This is a genomic window from Flavobacterium sp. Arc3 (assembly GCF_041431375.1).
Classification (GTDB): Bacteria; Bacteroidota; Bacteroidia; order Flavobacteriales; family Flavobacteriaceae; genus Flavobacterium.
On the sequence record NZ_JASMRI010000009.1, the window covers coordinates 1 to 26,307 of the forward strand.

A 26,307-nucleotide genomic window follows, 5' to 3' on the forward strand; every position below is an offset into this window, starting at 1 on the left:
ATGGATGGTGTACTTTGCAGCGGAATCGTGGTGCACTTTGTAGCGGAATCGTGGCGACCTTTGCAGCGGAATATCCACAATTCTTAACTTCGATAAGAAAACACTTTTTATTTTCCAACTGTACGGTTACTGTTTTAAAAACTGCAGTAGATTTTAAAAAAAATCAATCATAATACACGATAAACTACAACCTCCTTATTTTAATAATACACTGACTATAAATAAATTATACTTAAAAAGCAGAATTAAAATAAGATCACATAAAACAAAAAACACTTACAAAAACGTTTTGCAAGTGTTTAATTAAATATTTTTGTCTAATAATCTGTATAGATAATTTAGGACGAGACAGCATGAGTATCAGTGAAAAAAAATAACGAAGAAAATAAATCTATAGATCAGGATTAGGAGTTTTTCCATAATCCACATCGTTCATTTTCAGTATCTTATCATTAAGTTTTATTATACGATCTAATTGTTTTCGTTGTACCTTGTATTTTATATAATACTTGTACAATTCTTTACCTACGAAGTATGAAGATAATGATGCTCCTGTAAGTAAGCCAATAAAATAATAGGTAATATTCATAAGTACTATTTTTTTAATTTAAAATGCATTATCATCTCCTTTTAGAGTTACAATAATCGTCATAAAACAAATTTTAATATCAGTGATTATGCTCCAAGTTTGAACATACTTGATGTCTGTTGTAACCCTGCGTTTCATATCCGATACTTTTTTAGTTTCACCTCTAAGCCCTGAAATTTGAGCAAGACCAGTAATACCTGGTTTAACAAAATGTCGAACCATAAAATTATTGATATGATCATTGTAATCAGTAGTATGTTTAATCATGTGAGGACGTGGCCCTACAACACTCATACTTCCTAACAGTACGTTAAAGAATTGAGGCATCTCATCCAGACTAGTTCGGCGAATGAATTTTCCAATTGGAGTTGTTCGAGAATCTCCCTTCTTAGCTTGTTCGCTTTCGTCGCCTACATTTATATACATGCTTCTAAATTTATAACACCAGAAAGGCTCATTTTTCTTACCCGTTCGTAATTGTTTGAACAAAACAGGTCCTTTACTTTGTTTTTTAATTATAATTGCCAAGATAGGATACAACCATGACATAATAAAGACAATGACTAACACACTAAAAACAAGATCAAATATTCTTTTAAATAATCTATTATTAGCATCTTGCAGCGGTTCATTACGAGGTTTTATTACGTGAAAATTATTTACGTGACTAACACTAAAATGAGCTCTTGAAATTGTTGAAAAGTCAGGTATAAATTTCAAGCGCATACAATGCTTGTCTCCAAGTTCAAAAAAGTAGTTTAAATCAATAATAAAATCAGGCTTTGTTACAATATATAATTCATCAATATTCTCTTCAGATGCACTGTGAATTGCATTAGCAAGTGCAAAACTAAAAGCTTCTTTAGTCTTATAATTTACAGATGAGTTTTCGTTCAGGATTCCTATAAAATCAATAAAATAGGCATTGGTTTCTAATTGTGATGCTAGTTCAATACTCGTTGAATTAAACCCCCATATTGCAACGGTGTATCGCTTAGTAATCCATCTTTTAATTTTCACTATTACTAGTGTGAATAAAACTCTAGAAAATAAAAAATACAACATCAAAAAGCATAGTTGAAACAAACTAGCTGTACTCAAAACAACATAAAATATATCATCATGAAAAAAGAAAATATAAGTGTGCCAAAGAATCCTTTGTGTTAAAAAGGCCCGCCAACTATCACCGTAAAATTGCTCTAAATCAAAAAGAGAATCAACACGATAAAGACGAAAATAGGTAACTGAAAAAAACCAACTTAGTATTGTAATAGGCATCAATGTGTTAAGGAACAATTCCTCCCACCTAACATCTTCATTACTTACAAACTTCAAAAATATTAATGTACCAACGACCATAGCGAGCATGTCTATTATTAGACAGCACATCATAAAAGTAAATTTATGTCTATTACGCATTTCTCAATTTTTTATTAAATAAATTGTACCCAAAGGCTCCTACTAAACTTCCTATAATTCCAAAATAAATATCCATAAAATCGGGGCTCCTATTTTTAATTAGAAATTGACCACATTCGGCAATAATAACAACAACTGCTGATACTCCCAAATTTCGAATAAAAACAAACTTTCTATCTACATTTTTATTCTGTGAATTCTTCTTAAAGGAATAAGCCTCTAGTAAGTAACCAAAAACAACAAATGGAATAGCAGTCCGTACATTAAAGTTTTCATTACTCCAATTCAATAACCATTGAGGCAAATAGTTCTCAGACCTCATATTAGGATCAGGCAACCAAGAATAGTAAAAAACAGCAACAATAACAAGTAGTAATAAAAATCGAATTATTTTTTTTGACATTTTATGCTATTTAACTTAAATAAAACCCTTTTGGCTCGCTCTTTTCTACCATTTTTTTCGCATAATCTCATTTAAAACAGAAAACTACATGAAAAATAATTCCATCAAAAAACACCCTTATCTAAAAAATGTATGTTCTACAGATGCAAATCATAATGTTGCATTTTAGCTCTAATTCTCTCTGTAAAAAAGTTAAATAGAAAGAGTAGAATGTTAGCCCACCAATCAAATAAAAACTTTTTAATTGTATTCAACTTCATTTTTTTTAACCAAGTCTTTATTAAGCTTTTTTGAACCAAGGTTTCTTTTCTTTCTGGTCTTTATAAGTGTAAGCGTAATCATAGCCGTAACCCATGTTTCTGCTCATTCCATTGATAGCAATACCAACATTCTTTAATTGTCCTTTCTTTATAAAGTTATTGAGATATGTTAGCGTTTTCTTATCTGAATAATCAGCTCTTGTAATGTAAACAGTAACATCAGCTAAAGCACTAAAATTAAAAGTATCAGATACAAATTGAAGAGGAGCCGAATCTATAATAATAAAATCATATAAACTTTTAGCTTCTTCGATTAAAAGTTCAAAATTAGAATTCGTTAACAATTGAGTAGGATTAGGTGGAATTTCACCTGAAAGTAAAACATCAAGGTTTTCAGAAAAACTTCCTTCTTTCACCAGAGAGCTCTTCCAGTCTTCACTTCTATTAGATAAAAAACTGGTAAGTCCTGGTACGTCTTTGTCTTTATTAAAATAATCGTGTAGTTGAGGATTTCTTAAATCGGCACCAATTAGTAAAACTTTTTTATTTAAATTACTAATTGTTATGGCATTATGAAAGGCACAAAAAGATTTTCCCTCTCCCTGAACAGAAGAACAAAACAATACTACGTTTCCTTTCTTTTCGTCTTTATTGGGTAATAAATAGGAAATATTAGAAAACAAGGTACGCGTTGCTTCTGCAATTACAGAGCGAGAATTTGCTGAGTTATCTAGTTTTTCATTATCATCTACTTTAGGAATCGTTCCTAAAAATGGAACATCAGCTAGTTCTCCTAGGAAATCCTCCTCGCTATGAATGGTAGAATCCATCTGAAGCATTAAATAAACAATACCAAATGCCAAAATAAAACCAAATAAAACACCACCTAGCATAAAAGTTTTCCTTTTTGGAAAAGTGTCTGAATAATTAGTTTGTGGAGAATCGAGAATCCTTAGATTGGATTCTAAAACGGCGCCATTTAACAACATTTCTTCCCTCTTTTGCAATAAAGACAAATAGGTCTCCTCCTTCAAGCTCAAGTTATTATTAATATTTCCTAACACTTTGTCTTTTGTAGGAATACTTTTTGCTGCAGAAGCGGCGATATTTTTCTCTGTCCTATTAACAGCATTCGTTTGGTTCAAATAGTTTAAATAATCGCCTAAGGCATTTAATATTGCTTGTTTTCGACCTTTCAATTGTGCCATTAAACTCAGGTAAGCAGGATTATTTTTTTGTGCTCTTTGCAAGAGTAACTCACTTTCCATAAGACTTGAATTGTAACTTATAAGCATTTGATTGACTGATGGAGATTCTAAATTATAATCTGTCCCCAAAGCGGAAGTACTATTACTTCTTCTAATGTCATTTATAGCCAATTTGGTCAAATAGATTTGTCTTTCATTGAGCGCTGAATTAGCTGCTGTTGTACTTTTTTCACTTGTTTTAGCAGTAATAAATTGATCTAAAACATAGATATTATTATCGCGCAAATAACTCTCTTTGACACTTTGAATAGAGTCTTTTTGTTTTGCAAAAATAGCTATACGTTCGTTTAAATAAGCAATTGACTTGGAAAATGATTTTTGTTTATTAACAACAATGTTTTTATCAAGCGACTCAATAATTTTCTTTAGAATTTTTGTTGAAAGCTCCGGATTTATTCCTCTATAGCTCAAAACCAAGTTATTATTAGGACTATCAAATGACTCAATTTCTAGCGTTGCTTTTAAATTATTTACTGCTGTCGCAGTTGGCTCAATCGTTACAACATATTCTTTATTTATGTAAGAACCCACTTCACTTTTAGCTTTTTCTGTCAATTCAATAGTGAAAGGCAAACCTGTAATAACTCGACTAGTTTTATATCCATGTAACAAATATTGCTTTTCAGTAGTTTGATCACGTACCAAAAAACCTTCGCTCACAACCTGAACGTCATAGCCTTTTTGTGGTAATGAATCATTGGATCTAGCTGCCTTAACTATAAAAGGAATGTCATCTATGAATTTATTTTGTAGATAACCCTTCTCATAATAATTAATGTTCAGTTTTAAATCAGTGACGATCTGAGCCAAAAAATTATTAGAAGTGATCATCATCTTTTCTTCTTCGAGACCTACCTCTTTGTCTTTTTGAGTATTAGTAGCGGTGATTATCTGTGAGTCTCTTTCTTTCTCTTTATCAATATTGATTAAGGCAGATGTTTCATAAGAAGGAGATACTGCCTCTAAATAATAATAGGCCGCAACCAAACTTATTATTAAGCAAATTAAAAACAAAGGCCAATACTTTACATATTTTAAAAACTCTTTCTTAAAATCCATAGTACTAATTTCTAATAATTAAAAATATTGCTAATACAGTACTCAAAACACCCAATATCTGCAATGGATCTTTTATGGTACGACCACTGTTTATTTTTAGCTTATTAGGCGTTACCATAATAACATCATTTTGCCTAATGCGATAATCTGGATTAGACATCCACGAAGCCGTCGTTAAATCAATATGATATACCAAACGTTTACCATCTATTTCTCGAATTAGCGTTACATCTTTTCTAAGTCCTGAATAAGTTAAATCACCAGCCATACCTATCGCGTCTAATAAGCTGATTGATTGTTCTGTAAAATTAATAACACCTGGACTATTTACCTCCCCCAAAATAGTAAACTTATTATTTAGAACACGAACTTGTACCGTTGGATTTACTAAGTATCCTTCATCAATTAAGGTTTGTTTAATTTTTATCTCTGCTTGAGACGGAGTCAATCCCCCAACGCCCATTTCATTTAAAATAGGCATCATAATTGTTCCTTGAGGAGTCACTAAGTAGCCACTTAACTTCATCATATCTGCAGATGTTTGTCCTGCTCCAGATCCCATTATATTAAAAGGTGCCGCTACTATAGGATTCAAATCGCTCACTTCTACTTTTAGTATATCGTTGGGTTGTATCTTTGTTGTAGTGTAGACTAAAGATGTATTAGCGTATTCATCTAAATCTTGCAAGTACAAAATCTTTTTCTTACTACCGCAAGACTGCATCACTACTAAAAGTAATAAAAGTAACGAAATCGGGATTTTTTTCATGGTTATCATAGTTTATAATTGTATTTTGGTTTAGGTTTACGTTATTTCTTTCGAAATATAAAGAACAATACGTACAAATGTATATAATCTATCTTTAAGAAATTAAAGAATCTATTATATATTGTTTTTGAATGTTTTAACGAACTAAATATTGTTTTAAAGCAATTGTTTTTTTAAGAAATACGACGCGCAAAGCAGATAAACCATGGTACTTATAGATTTTATAATCCTCCTGCAAAACTTCAAAAGCACGTTTTGCATTAGTACTCATCCCTCCCATTCGCATCTTAACAAAATAATGGTTAACATAACTCATTTTAATTTTGTACTTGTACAAATAACGTAATAAAAATTCTGTATCCGAAGCGATATTAAAATCTAGGTTGTACATCCCGTATCTATCGATTATAGATTTTTTCAAATAAACTGTAGGATGCAAAGGTAACCAACCCGATTTTACTCTACTAAGACTAAAATCCCCTCCAATACGATTACGAATCAAACGTTCTTTTGTATCATTAGACACATACACACCGTCACCATATACTCCTTCGATAGTGGCATCCAATTTAAAACGTTCTACTATTTTACTAATTGTCGTATTGTCATAAAACTCATCATCAGAATGCATCAAACCGATTGCATCGCCTGTGGCCATTTGAATTCCTTTGTTGATGGCATCATACATGCCTTTATCTGGCTCCGAGATATATCGACTTATTCTATCTTGATAAGACTCGATAATTTCTTTGGTTCCATCTGTAGAATTACCATCAATTACTATATATTCAATGTTGGGATAATTTTGATCCAAAACACTTTGAATGGCTTTGGCCATAGTATCTTTTCGATTGTAACAGACAGTAATTACAGTAATTCGCATAAAATTTATTTAAAAATTTAAAAGGGGGTAGTCTATTAAAAATATAACGAGAATTATAATCTCTGTACACAATTGAATCAAACACCACCAAACATCAATCAAGATGACTTACAAAAATAGACTTTATTATTTTATTAATAAATTATCAAAATAATTAATGGTCGTAATCAAACCTTCACGCAATTGTATTTTTGGTTCCCATCCTTCAAGTTTTGCTTTCGCAAGAGAAATATCTGGCTGTCTTTGTTTTGGGTCATCTTGTGGTAAAGCCAAATGTATAATTTTCGATTTAGACCCTGTCAATTCAATTACAGCCTGCGCCAATTCAAGCATCGTAAATTCATTGGGGTTTCCTAAATTCACAGGACCCAAAAAAGTTGGATCCGATCCCATCATTCTAATCATTCCTTCTACTAAATCATCTACATATTGAAAAGAGCGAGTTTGCAAACCATCTCCAAAAATAGTAATATCTTGGCCTTGTAAAGCTTGTACAATAAAATTAGAAACCACTCTCCCGTCAACTGGGTTCATATTAGGGCCATAAGTATTAAAAATTCGAATAATCTTAATAGCTACCTTATTCTGATTGTGGTAATCCATAAACAAAGTTTCGGCGCAACGCTTTCCTTCATCATAACAAGAACGAATCCCTATGGGATTTACGTGCCCCCAATAAGTCTCAGGCTGTGGATGTACCAATGGATCGCCATATACCTCACTAGTGCTTGCTTGTAGCACTTTTGCTTTTACTCGTTTGGCCAATCCTAAAACATTGATTGCTCCCATTACCGATGTTTTAATTGTTTTAATGGGATTGTACTGGTAATGTACTGGAGAAGCCGGGCACGCTAGATTATAAATTTCATCAACCTCTGCATAATAAGGTTCTGTTATATCATGACGTACCATCTCAAAATACGGATGATCTAATAACTCAATAATATTCGATTTGGCACCAGTAAAATAATTATCTAAGCAAATCACTTCATTACCTTCACTTAATAATCGTTTACATAAATGAGACCCCACAAAACCGGCTCCTCCTGTTATTAATATTTTTTTCATTTTTTATTTTTTATTTTTTATTTTTTTAGTGAATTAACTTTTGTTTGAATTTGAAAGAAGTAATGGGATTTAAAACGTGCTAAGTAAAAACCTTCCTTACCGTCTAAAAAACCTAATTTCAAAAAATAGGCTCCTACAAAATAAACAGCAGGAAGAAGCCCTGTGTTTAACAATCCATATTTTATTTTTTGGTTCAAAGATAAATGACTGTTTTTTGCTTCTTTGAGTTGCAAATATCTTTTGGCTTCCCAGGTAGAATAGGCATTGTGTTTGGCAATATAATGCTCCAAATCTTTAAAATCTTTATGAATGATCTTAGATTTGATCACACCCACCTGACCTTCAATGATTGGGTGTTCATGTACTTCCATGTCCAAATGACTCCATAAATCTTCGTCAATTTTTTCATAGGCTCCTTTGGACTTCTTAAATAAGGCTGATTTTTTAAAACCATAGCCATAACACAGTTTTTTACCCATAAAATAGTTTTCAAACTGAATCGTAAAACCATTAAAATTAGGATCTTTCGTCTTAATCGATATTTCATCCACAAAAGCCTCTGTTACAAATTCGTCAGCATCAAGAAACAAAACCCATTCGTGCTTAATAATGGCATTTTGTAAGACCCAGTTGCGTTTTTTTGGAAACTTACCATTCCATTGAAACTGCAAAACTTCAGCTCCCTTTGCTAATGCAATAGTCATTGTTTGATCTGTACTCCCTGAATCAACCACAATAATTTGATCAAATCGTACTAATTTATCTAAACAAGATGGTAAATTTAACTCTTCGTTTTTTACTGAAACAATTACTGTAATAGGTATATTATTCAATAGTTCTAAATTTTATATGTTTAGCAGGATTCCCTCCTACAATTGAATTCGTTTCGACGTTTTTGTTAACTAGACTCCCTACTCCAACAATAGTGTTCTCTCTTAGTGCAATTACTGGCTTAATAAAAGCTCCTACTCCAATAAACACATTTTTGAAAATCGTGTGATGTTAGTAGATATCAAATGCATTGATGGTTTATGAAAGTACTTTGACCTTATTTAAGCTTTAATTGCATTTGAGACGACATTATAATTAGCTCTTAACCATGTATTTTAGTATGAAATTTCATTTGACTATTAGGCATTCTTGCCAAATTGATCATGCACTTCTTTTGCTATTTCAATGATAAAACAAAAGTCAACCAAAAACTAATAATGATGATAATAGATACTGCTAAAACTTTAAGTAATACTGTATAAAATTAAGCTCCATTTCATTTTCCTTTAATAATTTCAAGATTCTTGATACCCTCCTATTTGATCAATTGAATCATAAAACATTTTTTTATTATAACCTTTCAATTGATTTTTAAAAATTAAATAGTTGTTTGCAATAATAAAAACATCATAAATTCTACATTCCCATAACACACCTGAAGTCCTGTAATAGTAATCATCCTTATCATAGTCAAGAATTACAATTTCTGCATTTTGTAACATATTAAGAAACACCTCTTTTGATTGAGTCCCATAACTAATAAGGTTTTTTCCTATTTCCCTATTAGTATTTGATTTTCTATTTGGTATTAAAACTGTATATCCTTCAAAAATATTTGTTTTAATAATTTCGAGATATCTTTTTGAAAAAATTACAATTTCCTTTTTTTTACAATTTATTGTTTTTGGAACTATTTCAGAATCAATATTAATTCTATTCTTAAATAATTTTTCATCACTTAAATTAAATTTGCTATCAATAGTCAATAATTGAATCCCTACTGAATCCAAAAAAAGATGTAATTTTAAATTCGGGTCATGTGCAAGATTATGATTTATCAAAAATAACAGCTTACTTTTAAATATATATATAAAAGGAAACATTATTAAAATTTGTGAATTTCTATATTCCCTAACTACGCAAGGAAGATGATCTTTAGATGATTTTTTAATCCCATAATAAATAACTCTTGTTAATCGATATAAACATTTAAAGTACGAATCCTTCATTTGAACCACTGGATACTTTTCTAAAATCGTATATATGGTTAAATAGGCTTTATTTGACTTTAAAATAATGTCAAGTATACCATGTACATCTTGTTTGTGTAATCTATTCATTTAAATATAAAATAATGCATGTTTTTATACTCCTTTTTAAGTATCCAAATAACTACTTTTTATGCGACTTTACTGAATACTTAATCTAAATTTAAATTCTATTTTTAATTTTAATAGCAGGATTTCCACCAACCACCGTATTTCCGTCTACATTTTTCACTACTACAGCTCTAGCCGCCACAACAGCATTGCTACCTATTGATACTCCCGGACCTATAAAAGCATCCGCAGCAACCCATACACCATTACCGATAGTAATATTTTTTAAAATCAAAGGAAAATCTTCTTTTGTATAATCATGAGATGAAGCACAGAGATAAGTTTTTTGGGAAATAATGGTATTGTCTCCAATTCTAATTTTTCCTTGATTATAAATATCAACATCGGGGCCAACACAGCAATTATTACCAAGTTCTAAATTCCATGGTGCCCAAATTTTTGCCGAAGCATTTACTTCGCATGACCATTTAATTTTTGCTCCAAAACATTTTAAGACCAAAACATGCCATCTTTTAAAAAGCCGAGATGCTAAAGGACGGAATAATAAAAGATAAACAATATTCCACAATAATCTATAGGCTTTATTTTTAAAACCAAAACTATGACTATATTTCTCTAGATCCATTTCTATTATTTAATTCAGATTTAAGTTTTTTCGTAAAAACATCAGTCGTAAAGCATTTAGAATAGTCCATTAACGATTTATTCAGTTTTGTTTTCTCTATGCTACAAAAATCAATAATTTGAGAATTAGCTTCTTTTATATCATTACTTAAAAGGAGACCACATTTAGATGTAGTAATATGATATTTATGTGCAATATTATCCGATAATATTGGAGTTAACCCATATGACATCGCTTCTACAATACTAATTCCAAATCCTTCATATTTACTTAATGAAATATAATAACTTGATTTTTTTAAAATTTCATCAATTTCTAAGTCACTTATTTCTCCAAAAATTCTTATGTTTTTTGTGATTGGATTTAACTCCTTCGTACCTCTACCGATTATATTTAACCTAAAAGTTTGCATAGTATCTTGATTGAATAGTAAGATAAGTTTTTTTAAATTCTTGTTTTTATTATTAGGGCCAATGTATACAAATTCACCATTAAAAGTTAGACTTTCTAGTGGGCCGTCGTAAATCCTTTTGACTGGATTCCATAACAAAGATGCATTGGGCATATCATTACCATCAATTGCTATCAAATCTTGGGGACTTACACAAAAGATTCTGTCTATACTTGACAAAGATACTTTAGAAAGTATTCTAAAAATTAATTTCCTTGAAAAACTTCTTGAATCATGAAAAATCCATCCATGAGAAAAAAGAATTATTTTAAATTTTTTATTTAAAATGGTATACCAAGTTAGCCTTCCAATATGAGGGTCATTCAGAATAACAATGTCATAATCTTTAGCAAAATTCAATCCTTTTGGCTTTGTAGGAAGATAGAAATTTATAAACGAGTTCTTCCCATCATTTAACACATATATTTCAACTTTAAACCCATTGTTTTTTAAAATTTCAATTAAAATATTTTGTTGTGTTAGTATTCCACCTGATTGTTCTGAGCTTATACTTGTTAAAATTAATGCTAGCATAATAATTAATGTTATAAAAACGATAATGAAAATCATTGTTTTTTGGCAATCTTCAAATTTGATAAATTTATTTAAATTCCATTATTTAGTAAGTGTTGATACAATTCATTCATTTTTATAGCTATTGCTTTTATTTCATATTTATCCCTCACTAAGTGTTGTCCATTATCACCCATATTTTTAATTTGAGATGCAGACATACGCATAATTTCTTCAAGAGTAAGTTTAATATTAAAAACAGATAAATGGATCCACCAACCGCAATGGTGTACTTCTAGATCTTCCCAAGGAGTTCCTTGGGTTGTTATCACTGGAACACCAACTGCCAAAGCCTCCGCAACTACTATCCCAAAATTCTCACTATACGTGGGAAGAAGCATAACATCCGCAGATCGTAAAAAGTCCCATTTGGCTTCACCAAATTTTGCTCCTACAAAACTAACGTTTTTTAAATCTTGAGCACTCTGAGTTAAGTTTTCTATATAATTTTCATCCCCATTACCAGCAATTTCTAAAGTCCATCCATCAGTATTACTATTTCGCCACGCCTCTAGTAGCAATTCAATACCTTTTTTAGGATGAATGCGAGACAAGAACACCACTTTTTGGCTACCGTAATAGTCTTTAATTTCTTTAACATCCCTCAAATCAATTCCATTTGGAATAATAAAAATAGGATTTTTAAAACCTAAAGCCTGAATATTCTCAGCTTCCATTAGAGCCGTTGCATGCAAACAATCAGCTCTTTCTATTGCTTTTTTTTGATACAAAAATAAACCTAATTTTTTCTTCCAAGGATTTTGAGCCAATATCCAAGGTTCCAACATGCCGTGAGGAGATAGGATTACTTTAATCCCTAATTCTTGAGCTACTTTTTGGAAACCCCAGTTTTGAGGACTCCAAATACCATTAACATGAACTAGATCTGGTTTTTCAGCTACTAAAAATGTATGAAACTCTTTTAACATAGAAAACCATCTTACAACATTGGTGTTAAAAAATTGTATTTTAACACCTTTAATTTTAATCGGACTTTCAGATATTCCTGTTGCAACAATTAGCTCCGTATGATTTTTTAACTCTGTACCCAATAATCGCATATATTCGGCTGTTCCTCCTTCATTCTTATTAATTCCGGCAATAAAATGGATTACTTTCATTTAATTTGACTTATTTGTTTATAAATAACCTCAATAGCATTTAAGGAATTTTCAGTAGTAAATTTTTGAGATTGATTTAATGAACTTTCAATAGTTTCTTTTCGTTGGACCATATCTAGTGATACAAGCTTTTCTAATATGCCGGCGGATTCCTCTTTCCATTTACCCCAAAGTATTTCATCATTGGGTTTTTTATCAATATAAAAAGCTGCCGTACCTCCAACTTCGTTCATAGGGTCTTTATTGGTAGTAATTACGGGACAACCTGAAGCCATAGCTTCTACAATAGGCCAACCAAACCCTTCATCTAATGAAGGAAACAACAAACAAAACGCTCCAGAGTAAGCATTATTAATATATTCATCCGATAAATCAGTAAGAAAATGAATATCCTCTTTAAAAATTGATTTCTGTCTCAGATAAGACAATTCACCTGATGGCTCTGAACCAATCAAAATCAATGACATTTTTTTATTATATATCGTACGCCAAGTATCGTATATTTCTATTACACCTTTTCGGTTTTTATAATATTGATTTCCACCAATATGCATAAGATACCCTTTTGATAATGTAATGTTTAATTTTGTTTCTAATAAATTACGCGAGTCAATTGGAGACAATTCATAGAAAGGACGATTTAAACCGTTGTAACATACTACCGAACTTACAATTTCACCTTGATGTAATTCATGCAAATCGTGTTGAGTTTTTTTAGAAATAGAAATGAAATGCTTCCCTTTTGAAAACCCTTTCCTAATATAATTTTGATATAGCTTACCCGTGTATGACGTTGGGTTTTCTGGAATAGTGCCTAGGGCGGATTTCAATGCTAAAAAATCATGACAATGCACTACATGATTCCTATTTTTCACTAAGGGTACCCATGGCCCTAAAGCTTGATCAGCAAATACAAAAAGAGCATCATTTGCACAATTACGTAGTTTTAATTTTACTTCAATTGGAAACAGAACATACTGATCAATATAGCTAAGCCATTTTTTTAATGACTGCATAACTGGCAGTTTATAAAAACGTGCTTTGGGACTCCAAACTTCCACTTCATGCCCTCTTTCTTGCATGCCCTCGAGCAACATGTTTGCGTAACGAGGCATGCTTTGATGAGCTAAAAAAGAAGGATGAGTAAAAAGGACAATTTTCATCTATTCCGTTTTTAAATTATTATTAATACTTGCCTCTAACAAACCTGCTGCAATCACAGCACAGCCTAGGATACTGGGTTGTGCCCATTGTCCTTGAGTAATCAAAAATAAAGCAGTACCGCACAAAGTTAAAGGCAATAATTTGGAGGCATTAGGCAAACGGATTGATTTAAAAAATAAGGCAAGAGCTAAAAATAATCGTAAGGCAATTAGCCCACCTCCAAAAACAAGACCTTGCTCGCCTCCTAATCGCCCTAATTCCCCTTCTGAAATTAAATATTTAGTTTTTCCTGTGAGCATCTTCGCTCCCGCATTAGTCCCCATTCCTAAATTACCAGCAAATAAAGGTTGATTCAATAAATCAGCAATTGGATCCGTAAATCCTTCCACCGATCTTAAAATAATAGACCCTCCTTTCTGACTGCTAGCCGTGTCAACGCGATCCATAAAAACCTCAGTCCCTAAATTAAAAATCGTAGTTGTTTTTTGCAAAATAGTAAATAAACCAAAAAGTATAACGACAGTAAACACCGTTTTCATAATAGATTTAATACTGGTAGAAGAACCAATAAAAGCGAAAACGCCTACTAATAAAACCCCAACAACCGCTCCACGACTTATAGTTAGAGGCAATCCAATCACTAGAGCAATCGTACTAGCCAAAAGCAATAAGTGGGAACAAGACTCTTTAGACAACCAAAAATAAAATACAAATACTGAAGACAAAATATAGAAAGAAGACAAACCCGATATAAAAGAGAAAGTTCCTGATGGCCGAAAATAGCCCATGGCCCCATCAAAACCAGCACTCCCTTCCCCTCCGATCCCAATGTTGATATAAGCAGATTGTGGACTGGTAAATTGAAAATAAATCAATACCGTCATCAAGATATTGATCCAGAGCATCAGACGTCCCATTTTAAGCACATCCACTTTGGTAAAAACGGTTCCGATGATAAAAATAATTGGAAAATGAAACAACATAATTCGTGCCCCATAAAGCCCAACAAATAGATTTTCATGTCCAAAAGTGAGGGTTATGGCCAAACCTAAAAGGGTAAATAGCAACCCTAGAACTACATAAGGATTCATAAATTTAACATTCAAATAGAGTGCTCTTACAACGATATATATTGCAATAGGGTCACGTACTACCAATAAGGGGGTCGCCAAACTGGGTAAAATCCATTTACGCAAAGCCCCTTCAAAAATCCATAGCAAAAAATACAACCAAATAGCCATTTTTAATGAACTGTAATTGGGTTCTGCTGCTGGTACTGTAATTGTATTCATTTATAACTTTTTTTTGTCAATTGCTAACGAAGAAAGGGCAGCAGCCATTTCTTGGCCATAAACCGACCATGGTCGGGTTTGAGCCTTAGTTTGAGCAGCTAATCCTAATTGTTCCAATAATTCTGGTTTTTCAAGTATCTTTTGCAAAACTTCTTGTATGGCATTGGATGAGCCTGCTGGCACAATCCAGCCGTCCACTCCATCTTCAATCAAATCAGGTCCAGCAGTTCGATCGGTTGTGATAACAGGAACCCCTTGAGACATGGCCTCCGTAATAACCAAGCCAAAACCTTCAAATAAGGAAGGAAATACAAATACATCATGCTCTCGCATACAGCCTAAAACTTGTTCATGAGACAACGAGGGAATCCAATGGTGTTGCTCTAAAGCCCAATTCAATGCATTGCAATTGGAAACGGCTTTATGACCAACAATGGTCAACTCTACCGTACTTTCCATTCCTTCAACCGCTTCAAACAAATAAGACAAGCCTTTTCGTTGCGATAGGCCACCGATAAATAAAATCTTAAGTTTTCGATTAGCAAGAGGTCGGTATTCTTTTTGATGTTGAACCTTTGGAAAACCATAGGGAATTACTTTTATTTGAGCTAAAATTCCCGGATAGGCTTCTAATGTTTTTTTGGTAAAACTACTGGCTACAAAAATAACATCGGCCAAAGCCAATTCTTGGTCTTTTTTAGCCAACTTGGCTGGAGAGTCACTAAAACCAGTGAGTGTGCTGGACCATTCAGGGTTAAGATCAAATTCCTTTTGCATTAACAAACGCGCACTTTTCCAATACCCTATCGGTAAATCATAAATACATGTGATACCCAATGATTTTGCTTTGGTAAAAGTAGCTAATGCGCCATCCTCATAGGCATACACTCCTGATAATCCTTCTTTTTTTGCTTTTGCTAAAGAATGAGCGACCCATTCATCGTGCATTTGATATACCCGATCAATACAAAAAAAACCTTTTTCATGCCGTATTAAAAAATCCAATTTCAATTTGGATGCCAATAAACGACCAAATTCAAAAAAAGAATTAGATCTAGTATAAGCTTGCCAGGATGGATCTAGTCTTCTTCTTTTTAAATCTTTTAATTTGGGATAGTCTCTTAACTTATAGGCCAATTGCCCCGGAAAAATAGCAACACAAGTAAACAATCGATATAAAATTTTATTTTTCAATAATCCATTTACGAGATTTTTAGAATTTGCATTTAAAGTGGGATGAGAAACAACTATCTTCATTTGATCGTAATTGAATTAATAAATTGATTTGCAATACTACTTAAATCAAATACCTCCATGTCCCCCTTTGATATTAAATCTAAATTATTTTTTTCGTACTTAATAATCTGTGGTGTGGAATGGAATCCATTTATCGGTGTCCATTTTCGAGATACGCAAATAGAATTCAATTGATGCTCTTTGTAGGCCGCATAAATGCCGCTTTTTTCGGTTTGAAAATAAGGCGTAGTCGATATGCCGTAATTGCTATCGATCAATATTTGCGAAATTACACTTTCAGCTTGTATGCCCAAAACTTCGTAGTCTATCTTAAAAAGATGTAAAACAGCTTTATAACTAGAAAGTTCCGAACCACTTTTACCAATAAAAAAAAATTTTATGGGCCTGGAAAGCGAGTCTTTATTGATAACTAAATCTTCGATAAAATCTTTAAAAGGAGCTCCAGGATGAATAGTTCCAAACAAAACAAATTGGGTAATTTCCTTCTTACCTCTTTTAATCCCAGTCAAAGGAATATTGCTACAAATAGGCAAAACACTTGCATTAATATTGCACTTTTTAAGGCTAAAAAGATACAATTCATTTTGGGTGTTAATCCGTTTTGGGGAAATATTCCCTAGGACTCTTTTGATTATATTTTTTTGTAGTACACCAATGCATTTGTGTTTAAAAGAAGCCTCCCGATCGATTCCCAACCACAATTCATGAAACATAACATGCCAATGGTACTTTCCCTTTAGTTTATTCAAAAATGAGGGCAACCAAAAGGGCAACCCCTTGGGATTAAAACTATACGGTACAAATTGCAAAGAAATCCAATCGGGCTGATATTTCGCTACAATATCCTGCGCAATGGTATACCGTTTGCTATGAGAATAGCATAAAGGAAGCCTATTTACGACCACTTTATTCCCACCTACCTCTTGTATTTCATTTAGATACTCAGAAACATAAGGATCACACAAAGACAAAATCTGTGCCTCATGCCCTAGTCTAATTAGTTCACCACATAAAAGACGGGTATAATCACCCACCCCATCATTACCGTATTCTACTGAACCACAAAAGAATAGTATTCTCATTTATTTAAACCTTTTTTTAATTTTACTGACAATCTGCAATAAAGTTATTATTTCTAATTCTAAAATCATTGCTTGTTTGTCAAATTTTATATTTTGAAATAATACCAAATACAAAAAATGTACAAATAGAAATCTGCTTATTAAATCTAAAATCTCGAGACTTATTCTAAAACAGCTTATTTTTTTTATATACCAAGATTCTACATTTGAAACCTCATGTCTTTGAAGCTTTTAATATTAAATTAAAATATTGCTGACACACCTCTTCTTCTGTATGTTCCCCGAGATGAGCTTTGGCATTTCGCAAGAGGCTTTGCTGTAACTTGGTATTCTCTAAAAGTTGGACCGTTTTTTGAACGAAAGATTCGTGCGAATTACGCTCAAAAACCACTCCTGCATTTCCTACCGCATCAGGCAAACCACCACCATCCGAAACAATCGGGATACAACCACAAGCCATCCCTTCTAGTACGACAATACCAAAAGGCTCTTCCCAACGAGAAGGCACCAATAAAAAACGATTTTCATTTAATTCATATGCTATCGCTTCAGCAGATAAAAAACCCAAAAAACGAATTTGACTTGTCAGTTTGTAACGGGAAGTCAATTCCTTTAATTTTACCATTTCTGGACCATCACCAATAATTGCTAAGGAATATTTTTCATCTTGAATTGTATTCAATTCATGCAATAACTCAATACACATATCAGCACCTTTGTCTGAAACCAAACGCCCAACAAAGGCAAAATCTTTTGTTTTCTTAATAGTAGTTGCTTTAAAAACAGCTGCTTCATATGAATTTTCAATAACAGTGGCTTTCTTAAAAGTATGTTCCTTTATTTTTTTACTACAAGCAATTACAGCATCATAGTCGTTTAGAAAAAATGTTTTGGCTTTTTGATGGATTAATTTCTTTTCTTTTGGTAATCCGATCCAAGTGTGCAATGCCACTATCTTGGGTTTCCTCACTATAAAGTTTAACCAACTCATTCTAAAACAGGGATTATTTTCAAAAACAACATCACACCATTTCAATAAATTATAAATCACTTTAATGGAAGGATCTCTAACTACTTTAAACGGTAATTTTTCAGTACCATCCTCTTTTGTATGAGTTACTACAATTACAGAGACCTCTCTTTTATTTTGAAAATTTTTAGCCAACATTAATGAAACTGTTTCAATACCACCAATGCGAGGATAAAAGGAATGACTGAATAAGAGTATTTTCATAATCAATTAGGGTTCTATTTTTTTGAATAAAAAAGATAATTTAATCTAATCCATTTTCTTTTTTTTTATCTGAAATTAAAATAACTACCCTAAAGCGAATTTAGAAATATAAACTCTTAGTAAAATAATCAATAAATTACTTTTTATATCAAACAGCTAACGTATTTTCTTAGCTAAGATGACACGACTAATATTGCGTTTAAGAAAAAAACGAAATAGAATACATTTACGTTAAACACAGAATTAACAATCAACTAAAGCACTCATTTTTTTTACAAAAGTAAGGTAGGTATGTTAGTTTTCCTGGTATAAAAAACAATTATAAGTCCTCCATACACGAAAAGAGCTAATAAAATGGATTCTTTACTGCTTTTTTTTGTAGCACTTGAAAGAGTAAATTCGTTTAAAAGCTTAAATAAATAACAAATTTACATTATTAAGTCCTCATTAACCCTTAAGTTGATGTTTTGGTAATTTCAACTAAATCATTCATAAAACTAATGCTTGTGTATTCAACGGTAAACAGTTGCTTATGCTGGAAAGCGGCTTTTTGAGCGGCATGCAGCGCATTTAGACTTGGATTTGTCAAAATGGCTTTGCTCCAATTATCATCAAAAAAACCAATACCACTATCCGTATATTCTTGATTTACTATGGGTGCAGCCACAGGAATCCCATGGGCTAAAAAAGTAGCTGCGCTCCCACTCTTTCCAAGGGCGTGTTGAGGTACTGGTGTAATCCCCATATCACAAGATGTTACTAGGTCTGAGATTTCCGTCTCGTTCAAAAACCCAGTGCACGAAACAGTGATTAGCAAAGGACAGTGATTTTTAAAGTACTCCACATAGGGTAACATTCTACTTTTATTCCCTCCAATGAAAATCAACTCAGTAACAATTCCTTTTTCTTTTAGCGCAATATTAAAGCTGTTTATAAAATCGATGATGGAAATTTCTATTTCTACCTGACTAAAAAAGGCCCATCTAAAGGTACTAAGTGGTTTATTTTCCAAAACGCCTGCTGATATTGGACTAATATTCGAGAACAGCGGCAATGCTTTTACCCTATACCCCAATTTTTCAATATTCGATCGATAGGCTGGCAAATGCGTATGAATCAATTTTGGATTAATTTTCTTCAACAATTGCTTGATGATGTGTTTTTGAAAATAAGATACTACTTTATTTTTAAACGCACCCTTTTTTGCCGTCCCCATCCATAACTCATGAAACATAATGTGCCATTGCTGCACTCCCTTCAGCTGATCTAAAAAACCAGGCAACCAAAAGGGCAAACCCTTAGCATTATAGCCATAGGGTACAAACTGCAAACTTACCCAATCTGGACCAAATTCATTGACAACTTCTTGAACCCTCAGAAATCGTTCGTTTTGTGAGGTTTTCCCTGAAATTCGCGTTATTGTACAAGATGAGTTTTCAACATTTTTTGTTTCTTTAACAATACCTTCGACATGGCTATCACACAAAGCAAGAATATGTACTTGGTAACCTTTTAGAACTAAAACACTTCCCAAAAGTTTGGTATAGTCTCCAACACCATCTTTTCCTGCTTCAACAGAACTACATAAAAATAAAATTTTCATTGACCTAGCAGTTTAATTCTTTAAATAAGGGCTCACAAATAATATGACAACTGTTTGCTTTTATTTTTTGCATCTCTTTTATATCAATGCGATACCCTAAATGCCATAAATCTAATAATTTTTCAGAAGTATACTCATCACCACAAGCAAAATCATTATTTTCAATATTTACTCGATTGAGTGCAAAATTTAAGATGATAGGGTGTTGTAAACAAAGCCCTTTTCTGTATTTAAATTTAAATCGATAGGGGCCAAATGCTTTTTCTAAAGTGTTTGGTGCTTTAAATTGGGTTCGTTCCAAAAGAAATAGAATTTCTTTGGTGTCAAATACATTTCCATCTACAGCTAATGGCATAGACCAATAACCGGATGATTCCATCCAAGAAAAACTAGACCAAGGCTCCATTGCGAACGGACTAAGATAAGGAGCTGGACTAATCGAATCACTAGGTTGCGTATAATTGATCCCTGACCACAATCGAATGCTTGGCACATTTTTTCTTAAATCGATATCGTTTAACCATTCAATAGAAAAAGGATTCACAAATAAAATATCATCAACTAAAAACATCAAGCGCGAAAATTTGATGTTTTTGACTACATTTATTAAATCCGATTTGAAGTTTGTTTCTTTTACATGTTCGAAAATGATATCCGAGTATTTTTTTAAAACTTGCCCATAGGCCTTTTCAAAATCAGCAGAAGAGGTTTGCCATTGAATAACAATCTGACAGTCGCCTGATATGCATTGCTTTATAGATTCAAGCAAAGCCTCTAGCTGCATCGGCCTATCCTTACTAAACAGTACAATACCAAGTCCACCACCTGAAGCAGGAGCTGATTTAGTAAAAAATAGACCAATAGAATTTAGTATACGTTTGTATGTACCAATCATTGATTATGCTATAAAAATTAATATTTACTTTAGTTACAACTATCTCAATTTCTTTTTTAGAAGCTAGAAATTACAGCTTAAATTTGTGTCTACATCCTCATATCATAAAAAATATACTTTACACCCTATCTATCATGAAATTAATAGAAATAACACTTTGTCTACCCGTCTCCTTAGTGTTTAGAAAAATTATCTTTTTCTAATATTTCTCCATTTTAATGTTATAAAATTCAGTAAACTAAAATATAAGTCTATAGATTTTACATAAAATTTATTAGGTTTATTTATAGGTTTTCCAGGTATTCCTTCAATGCCTCTATTTAATCCTTCTAATCGGCAAGATTCCCAATCAAAATACCATATAGGCTCATTATAAAATAATCTTTCCCCATATTTACTGAATAATTTTAAAACTTCAAAATCCATATAATAGTAGGTATCATTTTTAAAATCCTTCAAATTAAGCCCCATTTCATCATATAACTTATACCAATTAGTATCAATTTTTTCTGTGTTGCCTAACTTGACATAATCGTCAGGTTTAAAGAAACTATACATTAATCTACGAATTCTAACTTTTTGTTTCTTTTGTATTTTTTCTAAAGAACAATAATATCTGTTTTTTGAAAATTGAATATTTTCCCTTACAAAACATAAATGCAAAAATGAAATATTTTCAATTAGTATATAAGTTGCATGTATAGGTGTTGGTATTCTTACACTATGTATTTCAGAAGGAAAATGTTCTGAACCATCATCAACAAATCCTAATGGAAAACCCTCACGATAAATCAAGGCCAAATTCAAGTTGAACAGCGGGGTTGGCTTGTCAAACAAAAAAACTGTACCAAGTGCAGCCTGTTTTATTTTTTCCCAATCTTTAGAATATAAGCTATTCGCTGTTATTAATTCGTCCGCATCTAATGCCAATAAAAAGTTCCCCAATCCAAATAACTCTCTAGCTGTGTTAATTAATAGCTTTTGTCTATCTCCTTCATTAAAATCAGTATTTTCATTTTTAATTAAAGTAACTTTATCATAATTTAAGGCTATTTCAACCGACTTATCACTTGAATTTTGATCAGCAATAATAATATGATCAGCAAAAAGTGAGCAAGTCTTAAGAAATTTATCCAAAATCCACTCTTCATTTTTTATTGGAGTTAAAACGACTATTTTCATAAATTTTATTTTACCTAACTGACTAATCTTTAATCAATAAAAATGTGTTCATAAAACGATATTTAATTAAATACTTACAGAATATTTAATGTGTAATTTTGTTTTTATAATATCTTAATAAATTTCGAAAATGAAAAGGTTCTAAAAATCTCAAATATTCTTTTAAATAATCAAATGCAGTTACTTGTTTTCTAAAAGTATGTAATTCAGCTGCCGCTTCAGAAAGATAATGGAACTGATTTTCAAACGAAAGGAATTGTTCATAATTTTTTCTTGCATTAATACCTAATTCCAAAAAATCTTTTTCTCTATTTTTAAGTATATTGTGTATTTCACTAACATCTTTTTCTTTTATTCGAATCGAACAACTTTTCCAATCAATAGCCTTGGTTTCAATCCATTCGTTAGAAATAATAACAGGAGCAATTCCCATTTTCATACTTTCATATTGTCTATATGAACTTGGACCAATACCCCTAGGACATAAGATAAATTTACTCTGAAATAAAATTTTCGCATAATTTTGAAAATATAAATCACGCTCCTTTTCATCTAATTCCCAAGAATTACAATTATTTGTGTCTAGCACATTTTCATCACCTTGAAATATTTTTATAATATTCTCCCTTACTTTAGGATAAGTCCGACTTGCACCCATAAAAGAAAACAAATATTTTTTTTCAATAATTTTATTAGGAATAAATTCAACGTAAGGGTTTAATGAAATTTGTTCAAGGTAATGATAGGAAAAATGCAGTTTTTTATTGAAATGACTAACGCATATCGAAGGTGAAATTGTTGGAATAAAAGTTAGATTAATATCACTATCATGGTACAAATAACATTTTTTTTTATATTTTTTATACAAAGAATGCTGTAATACTTGAAAAAAATATGGATCAGACCATGGATGATGTTCAACAAAAATAATTAAATCTGCAACTTCAGGATTAACTTCTAATTTGTGTTTTTCAAAAGAATCAAATAAACTTGATTTCTTTATATTTTTGTACGCAAAATTATGTTTGTGCTCAGGATAAGCGGATAAAATAAATATTTTCATACTAAAAACAATTCTGCTATATTAAAAGAAACTCTAAAAAAATTCAGTTGTACCGCGTAGATAATTTTAGCAAGAATACAAGTTTAAATTAAAAATTGACTCATTCAATTCAATTCATTTCATAAACACAAAATTTCATTGATTTGCAAAATTTTAAATTACTCAAGAAATTTATGATTTTTAGGCTAAAACTTTTTAAGAATCAACAATCATTAAATTTATTTATGATAGTTATGTTTTCAGGTATAAATCATTTGAATGAAGTTTTTCTTAAATTCTGATAATATAAATATTTATAAGGATGATTACTTCTAAAATTCCAAGGTTTAATTGCACCTGTGAAATGAACTATTATTGGCAATTTAGTGGATTCCTCAGCTTCTGTATTTGAAAATTATTCAAGTAATTGCTTATTATCTTCCTCAAAAATAACAGATTGTTGATCATAGCGTAAATACATCCTTTTCCATTTTCCATCAATGATTGCATCAAGCCCACATTTATCAAGATACCTGACTACACTTGGATTAGAGGATATAAAATTTATATTTAACTGAGTATCTTTCCATAATTTCAAATTAATTACATTACACCTGCATTAAAATAATATGAATCCAAGCTCATTTTTGACTCTAGACGCATGTCAAAACCGGGATTTTCAATTGCTACAGTAATAATCTTCTAAATCAGTTTGATAAAATTCTTTTATTCAATCATTTACAACTAAATCTGAATCAAGACCAAAATTTTATTTTCGTTAATATAATCTGAAATTAACAATCTATAATAATTAACTTTTCTAAAATGATGTGTTAAAACTAAATTATCAAATATTTCATCATTAATAGCAATAAAAAAAATCACATTGATAATTAAAAGTAACTTTCTTCAAATAAGATACGTTTTTATCAACTAAACCTTCACTTATTACATAAATTTTAAACTTTATAAAACCTTCCAATAAACTTACCTACAATAACACTAATTTTCTTTTTAAAAATTTCGAATTTAGTATGTACAAAAATTGGACTCTTTGTATTTTCCCAGTAAAAAGTATCTAAAATTCTAGGAGGTCTTCCTTGAATAGCTCTTAGTAAATGATAAGTGTTCCATGGTTTTGGACTTCCTAATGCATGAAACATGGTTACATGGCCATACTTAAAGCCCATACCTTCTTTACCTAAATAACTTATAGAACCATCAAAAGCTTCAATAGTAGCGTTCAATGCGTCTTGATCTGATTTGTCAAAAATAGTAAAACCTTCCATTTCCACTAACATTAAACTGTGTGATTCATTTGAAAAAATAGAATTTTCTAACCCTCCTATTGCTGCCCCCATATTTACTTGAATTTGATTCCACAATTTCAAAAAAGAAATATCTTTTTTTAGCAGTCCGACAAAGCCTCCATTTACATAGGTTTGATTTTTATATTCTAAATCGATATTGAATTTTTTAAAATAATTTCTCCATCCTACTCTCCGGGGATGAAATTCTTGTAGAGGAGAATCGATATCCTCACAAAGTCCTACTCCACATTGTACCCATTGCTCAAAACAAACCCATGAGTCATTGACCACAATATCGGGATCAAAATAATAAAGCGCTTCTGCATTCTTAGCTGGACCTTCCCATAATTCCAGCATAAAGTCAGGTTTATAATTGGTTAAACTATAATTCGTTTCTAATTTTAAGAAAACCAACTTCAATCCTTCTATTGGTGATACGATTATAGCTTCTTTCCATTTATCAATAGCCTCTTTTTTTCCCTTTAATGCCCAACTAGGTAATGAACCACGATACCCTACATATACAGTTCCTCGAAACCCATTTTTATAAAGAGAGTTGGAGAGTGTAGCCACTCCATAGTGATAATGTCCTTCGAAAAGAGTGCAAATTGCTGCAATCATATGTCTTGTTTTATTGTAATTAGCGGTTTAAATATCGTTTAACTCGTTTAAATTGATTTTTCATAAAAGTGATGTAAAACATATCAGCTAGTTGTATTTTAAAAAATCCCATCATCCTATTTTCATCTGTTTGGCTCGAAAACATCAAATCATCAATGGGTTCACTACCTAGACGACCTCGTCCTGAATAATGCAAATGACTGATTGAAGCATTCTTATATTCTTTTAAAGATTGTTTCTCATATTGCTTTTTATTTTCATCCGACAAAGTCGCATACCACGAACGGAATGAAATCGACCTTCTTTCTTCATTTCCTTGAATGGCTTGAATTAAATCCAAACTATTTTTATAATCTCCCGACCAAGAACTCAACCAATTATAGGGAGGTTTGCATAAATTCAGTAATTTCCATTCTCCAAGTTGTGTTGCAATATGCAATAAGGATTGGTCGTGTTTTTTGGGTATTTCAGGATACTGTTTAAACCACTCAACAGCGGCATTCATATCTGCAATCATTTTGGGATTCTTTTTTATCAGAATGTGGCCTGCAGTAATAGCCGTGCTCAAACTACCTTTGCCAAACAGTTCTTCTATTTTATTAGGTATTAAATAATTAAATATGCCTTGTGTCGTATATTCTTCGTCAGCATGAACTAAATCATATCCTTCGGCATAATCAAACAATCGTTCCCAATTCATCAAGGCGACAATATCATTGTCTGAATAAATAAATTCGTCCCAATCAGAAAACCATGCTAAAAAACGGTAGAGAAACCCCATAGGACAATCTGTCAATACACTTCTTAAATTGGCAATAAACACCTTGGCCTCTTCTGGAAAATCATCCACGGTCATAAATTCTACTTCATCTAAGATTTTTTTTGAATTGATAGGGGCTCCACCAAAGTGAATCAATCGAATAGGAAGTCTACAACCACTTTTTCGAATGGAAAAAATTAAATTTTCACAATACCACTGACTCTTTAAATTGGCCACTAAAACAATACCTTTTTTCATTCTATATA

General features: G+C 31.7%; 23 protein-coding genes. All 23 read right to left on the minus strand.

Annotated features, from left to right (window positions below; genetic code table 11):
* Window positions 1-607: 607 nt before the first annotated feature.
* Window positions 608-2,008, minus strand: coding sequence for an exopolysaccharide biosynthesis polyprenyl glycosylphosphotransferase (locus QO200_RS07980; RefSeq protein WP_371538520.1), 1,401 nt, complete (start codon window positions 2,006-2,008; stop codon window positions 608-610).
* Window positions 2,001-2,411 (minus strand): VanZ family protein, encoded by a 411-nt coding sequence (locus QO200_RS07985; RefSeq protein WP_371538522.1) that lies wholly within the window; start codon window positions 2,409-2,411, stop codon window positions 2,001-2,003. The genes QO200_RS07980 and QO200_RS07985 overlap by 8 nt, the downstream gene beginning before the upstream one ends.
* 280 nt (window positions 2,412-2,691) lie before the next feature.
* The gene (locus QO200_RS07990; RefSeq protein WP_371538523.1) at window positions 2,692-4,998 is read right to left on the minus strand and encodes a GumC family protein; all 2,307 of its coding nucleotides are present in this window, start codon (window positions 4,996-4,998) and stop codon (window positions 2,692-2,694) included.
* Between the two features lie 4 nt (window positions 4,999-5,002).
* Complete coding sequence (locus QO200_RS07995; RefSeq protein WP_371538524.1) at window positions 5,003-5,767, minus strand: polysaccharide biosynthesis/export family protein; 765 nt, start codon at window positions 5,765-5,767, stop codon at window positions 5,003-5,005.
* A 136-nt stretch (window positions 5,768-5,903) separates the two neighbouring features.
* Entirely contained in the window at window positions 5,904-6,650 is a 747-nt protein-coding gene (locus QO200_RS08000; RefSeq protein ID WP_371538526.1) for a glycosyltransferase family 2 protein, read from the minus strand.
* A gap of 126 nt (window positions 6,651-6,776) precedes the next feature.
* Window positions 6,777-7,718: a UDP-glucuronic acid decarboxylase family protein gene (locus QO200_RS08005; protein WP_371538527.1), complete on the minus strand. Its 942-nt coding sequence runs from the start codon at window positions 7,716-7,718 to the stop codon at window positions 6,777-6,779.
* A gap of 17 nt (window positions 7,719-7,735) precedes the next feature.
* A complete protein-coding gene (locus tag QO200_RS08010; RefSeq protein ID WP_371538529.1) occupies window positions 7,736-8,551 on the minus strand; it encodes a glycosyltransferase family 2 protein in 816 nt (271 codons plus the stop codon).
* The gene (locus tag QO200_RS08015; RefSeq protein ID WP_371538531.1) at window positions 8,544-8,699 is read right to left on the minus strand and encodes a hypothetical protein; all 156 of its coding nucleotides are present in this window, start codon (window positions 8,697-8,699) and stop codon (window positions 8,544-8,546) included. Before QO200_RS08015 ends, QO200_RS08010 begins: the two co-directional genes overlap by 8 nt.
* A gap of 305 nt (window positions 8,700-9,004) precedes the next feature.
* The gene (locus QO200_RS08020; protein ID WP_371538532.1) at window positions 9,005-9,550 is read right to left on the minus strand and encodes a hypothetical protein; all 546 of its coding nucleotides are present in this window, start codon (window positions 9,548-9,550) and stop codon (window positions 9,005-9,007) included.
* Window positions 9,551-9,920: 370 nt separating this feature from the next.
* A complete protein-coding gene (locus tag QO200_RS08025; RefSeq protein WP_371538534.1) occupies window positions 9,921-10,454 on the minus strand; it encodes a putative colanic acid biosynthesis acetyltransferase in 534 nt (177 codons plus the stop codon).
* On the minus strand, window positions 10,435-11,439 hold the full coding sequence (locus tag QO200_RS08030) for a glycosyltransferase (RefSeq protein ID WP_371538536.1): 1,005 nt from the start codon (window positions 11,437-11,439) through the stop codon (window positions 10,435-10,437). The genes QO200_RS08025 and QO200_RS08030 overlap by 20 nt, the downstream gene beginning before the upstream one ends.
* A 71-nt stretch (window positions 11,440-11,510) precedes the next feature.
* Entirely contained in the window at window positions 11,511-12,599 is a 1,089-nt protein-coding gene (locus QO200_RS08035; protein ID WP_371538538.1) for a glycosyltransferase, read from the minus strand.
* Entirely contained in the window at window positions 12,596-13,762 is a 1,167-nt protein-coding gene (locus QO200_RS08040; protein WP_371538540.1) for a glycosyltransferase, read from the minus strand. Before QO200_RS08040 ends, QO200_RS08035 begins: the two co-directional genes overlap by 4 nt.
* Window positions 13,763-15,055 (minus strand): hypothetical protein, encoded by a 1,293-nt coding sequence (locus tag QO200_RS08045; RefSeq protein ID WP_371538542.1) that lies wholly within the window; start codon window positions 15,053-15,055, stop codon window positions 13,763-13,765.
* The gene (locus tag QO200_RS08050) at window positions 15,056-16,312 is read right to left on the minus strand and encodes a glycosyltransferase family 4 protein (RefSeq protein ID WP_371538544.1); all 1,257 of its coding nucleotides are present in this window, start codon (window positions 16,310-16,312) and stop codon (window positions 15,056-15,058) included.
* A complete protein-coding gene (locus QO200_RS08055) occupies window positions 16,309-17,394 on the minus strand; it encodes a glycosyltransferase (protein ID WP_371538545.1) in 1,086 nt (361 codons plus the stop codon). The genes QO200_RS08050 and QO200_RS08055 overlap by 4 nt, the downstream gene beginning before the upstream one ends.
* A gap of 214 nt (window positions 17,395-17,608) precedes the next feature.
* Window positions 17,609-18,628: a glycosyltransferase family 4 protein gene (locus QO200_RS08060; protein ID WP_371538547.1), complete on the minus strand. Its 1,020-nt coding sequence runs from the start codon at window positions 18,626-18,628 to the stop codon at window positions 17,609-17,611.
* Window positions 18,629-19,082: 454 nt separating this feature from the next.
* Window positions 19,083-20,231 (minus strand): hypothetical protein, encoded by a 1,149-nt coding sequence (locus QO200_RS08065; protein WP_371538548.1) that lies wholly within the window; start codon window positions 20,229-20,231, stop codon window positions 19,083-19,085.
* Between the two features lie 4 nt (window positions 20,232-20,235).
* On the minus strand, window positions 20,236-21,126 hold the full coding sequence (locus QO200_RS08070) for a hypothetical protein (RefSeq protein ID WP_371538549.1): 891 nt from the start codon (window positions 21,124-21,126) through the stop codon (window positions 20,236-20,238).
* Between the two features lie 189 nt (window positions 21,127-21,315).
* The gene (locus tag QO200_RS08075) at window positions 21,316-22,308 is read right to left on the minus strand and encodes a glycosyltransferase family 2 protein (protein ID WP_371538551.1); all 993 of its coding nucleotides are present in this window, start codon (window positions 22,306-22,308) and stop codon (window positions 21,316-21,318) included.
* An 85-nt stretch (window positions 22,309-22,393) separates the two neighbouring features.
* Window positions 22,394-23,371, minus strand: coding sequence for an exostosin family protein (locus tag QO200_RS08080; RefSeq protein WP_371538552.1), 978 nt, complete (start codon window positions 23,369-23,371; stop codon window positions 22,394-22,396).
* A gap of 938 nt (window positions 23,372-24,309) precedes the next feature.
* Window positions 24,310-25,281, minus strand: coding sequence for a hypothetical protein (locus QO200_RS08085; protein ID WP_371538553.1), 972 nt, complete (start codon window positions 25,279-25,281; stop codon window positions 24,310-24,312).
* Window positions 25,282-25,300: 19 nt separating this feature from the next.
* Window positions 25,301-26,299: a hypothetical protein gene (locus QO200_RS08090; protein WP_371538554.1), complete on the minus strand. Its 999-nt coding sequence runs from the start codon at window positions 26,297-26,299 to the stop codon at window positions 25,301-25,303.
* Window positions 26,300-26,307 lie beyond the last annotated feature (8 nt).

Excerpts from the sequence above, each read along its gene's own strand:
- QO200_RS08080 (WP_371538552.1), bottom strand. The coding sequence starts at position 23,371 with ATGAAAATATTTATTTTATCCGCTTATCCTGAGCACAAACATAATTTT.
- QO200_RS08065 (WP_371538548.1), bottom strand. The coding sequence starts at position 20,231 with ATGAAAATTTTATTTTTATGTAGTTCTGTTGAAGCAGGAAAAGATGGT.
- QO200_RS08085 (WP_371538553.1), bottom strand. The coding sequence starts at position 25,281 with ATGATTGCAGCAATTTGCACTCTTTTCGAAGGACATTATCACTATGGA.
- QO200_RS08050 (WP_371538544.1), bottom strand. The coding sequence starts at position 16,312 with ATGAAGATAGTTGTTTCTCATCCCACTTTAAATGCAAATTCTAAAAAT.
- QO200_RS08045 (WP_371538542.1), bottom strand. The coding sequence starts at position 15,055 with ATGAATACAATTACAGTACCAGCAGCAGAACCCAATTACAGTTCATTA.
- QO200_RS08060 (WP_371538547.1), bottom strand. The coding sequence starts at position 18,628 with ATGAAAATACTCTTATTCAGTCATTCCTTTTATCCTCGCATTGGTGGT.
- QO200_RS08090 (WP_371538554.1), bottom strand. The coding sequence starts at position 26,299 with ATGAAAAAAGGTATTGTTTTAGTGGCCAATTTAAAGAGTCAGTGGTAT.
- QO200_RS08030 (WP_371538536.1), bottom strand. The coding sequence starts at position 11,439 with ATGCTAGCATTAATTTTAACAAGTATAAGCTCAGAACAATCAGGTGGA.
- QO200_RS07990 (WP_371538523.1), bottom strand. The coding sequence starts at position 4,998 with ATGGATTTTAAGAAAGAGTTTTTAAAATATGTAAAGTATTGGCCTTTG.
- QO200_RS08025 (WP_371538534.1), bottom strand. The coding sequence starts at position 10,454 with ATGGATCTAGAGAAATATAGTCATAGTTTTGGTTTTAAAAATAAAGCC.
- QO200_RS08040 (WP_371538540.1), bottom strand. The coding sequence starts at position 13,762 with ATGAAAATTGTCCTTTTTACTCATCCTTCTTTTTTAGCTCATCAAAGC.
- QO200_RS08035 (WP_371538538.1), bottom strand. The coding sequence starts at position 12,599 with ATGAAAGTAATCCATTTTATTGCCGGAATTAATAAGAATGAAGGAGGA.
- QO200_RS07985 (WP_371538522.1), bottom strand. The coding sequence starts at position 2,411 with ATGTCAAAAAAAATAATTCGATTTTTATTACTACTTGTTATTGTTGCT.
- QO200_RS07995 (WP_371538524.1), bottom strand. The coding sequence starts at position 5,767 with ATGAAAAAAATCCCGATTTCGTTACTTTTATTACTTTTAGTAGTGATG.
- QO200_RS08055 (WP_371538545.1), bottom strand. The coding sequence starts at position 17,394 with ATGAGAATACTATTCTTTTGTGGTTCAGTAGAATACGGTAATGATGGG.
- QO200_RS08005 (WP_371538527.1), bottom strand. The coding sequence starts at position 7,718 with ATGAAAAAAATATTAATAACAGGAGGAGCCGGTTTTGTGGGGTCTCAT.
- QO200_RS08075 (WP_371538551.1), bottom strand. The coding sequence starts at position 22,308 with ATGAAAATAGTCGTTTTAACTCCAATAAAAAATGAAGAGTGGATTTTG.
- QO200_RS07980 (WP_371538520.1), bottom strand. The coding sequence starts at position 2,008 with ATGCGTAATAGACATAAATTTACTTTTATGATGTGCTGTCTAATAATA.
- QO200_RS08070 (WP_371538549.1), bottom strand. The coding sequence starts at position 21,126 with ATGATTGGTACATACAAACGTATACTAAATTCTATTGGTCTATTTTTT.
- QO200_RS08000 (WP_371538526.1), bottom strand. The coding sequence starts at position 6,650 with ATGCGAATTACTGTAATTACTGTCTGTTACAATCGAAAAGATACTATG.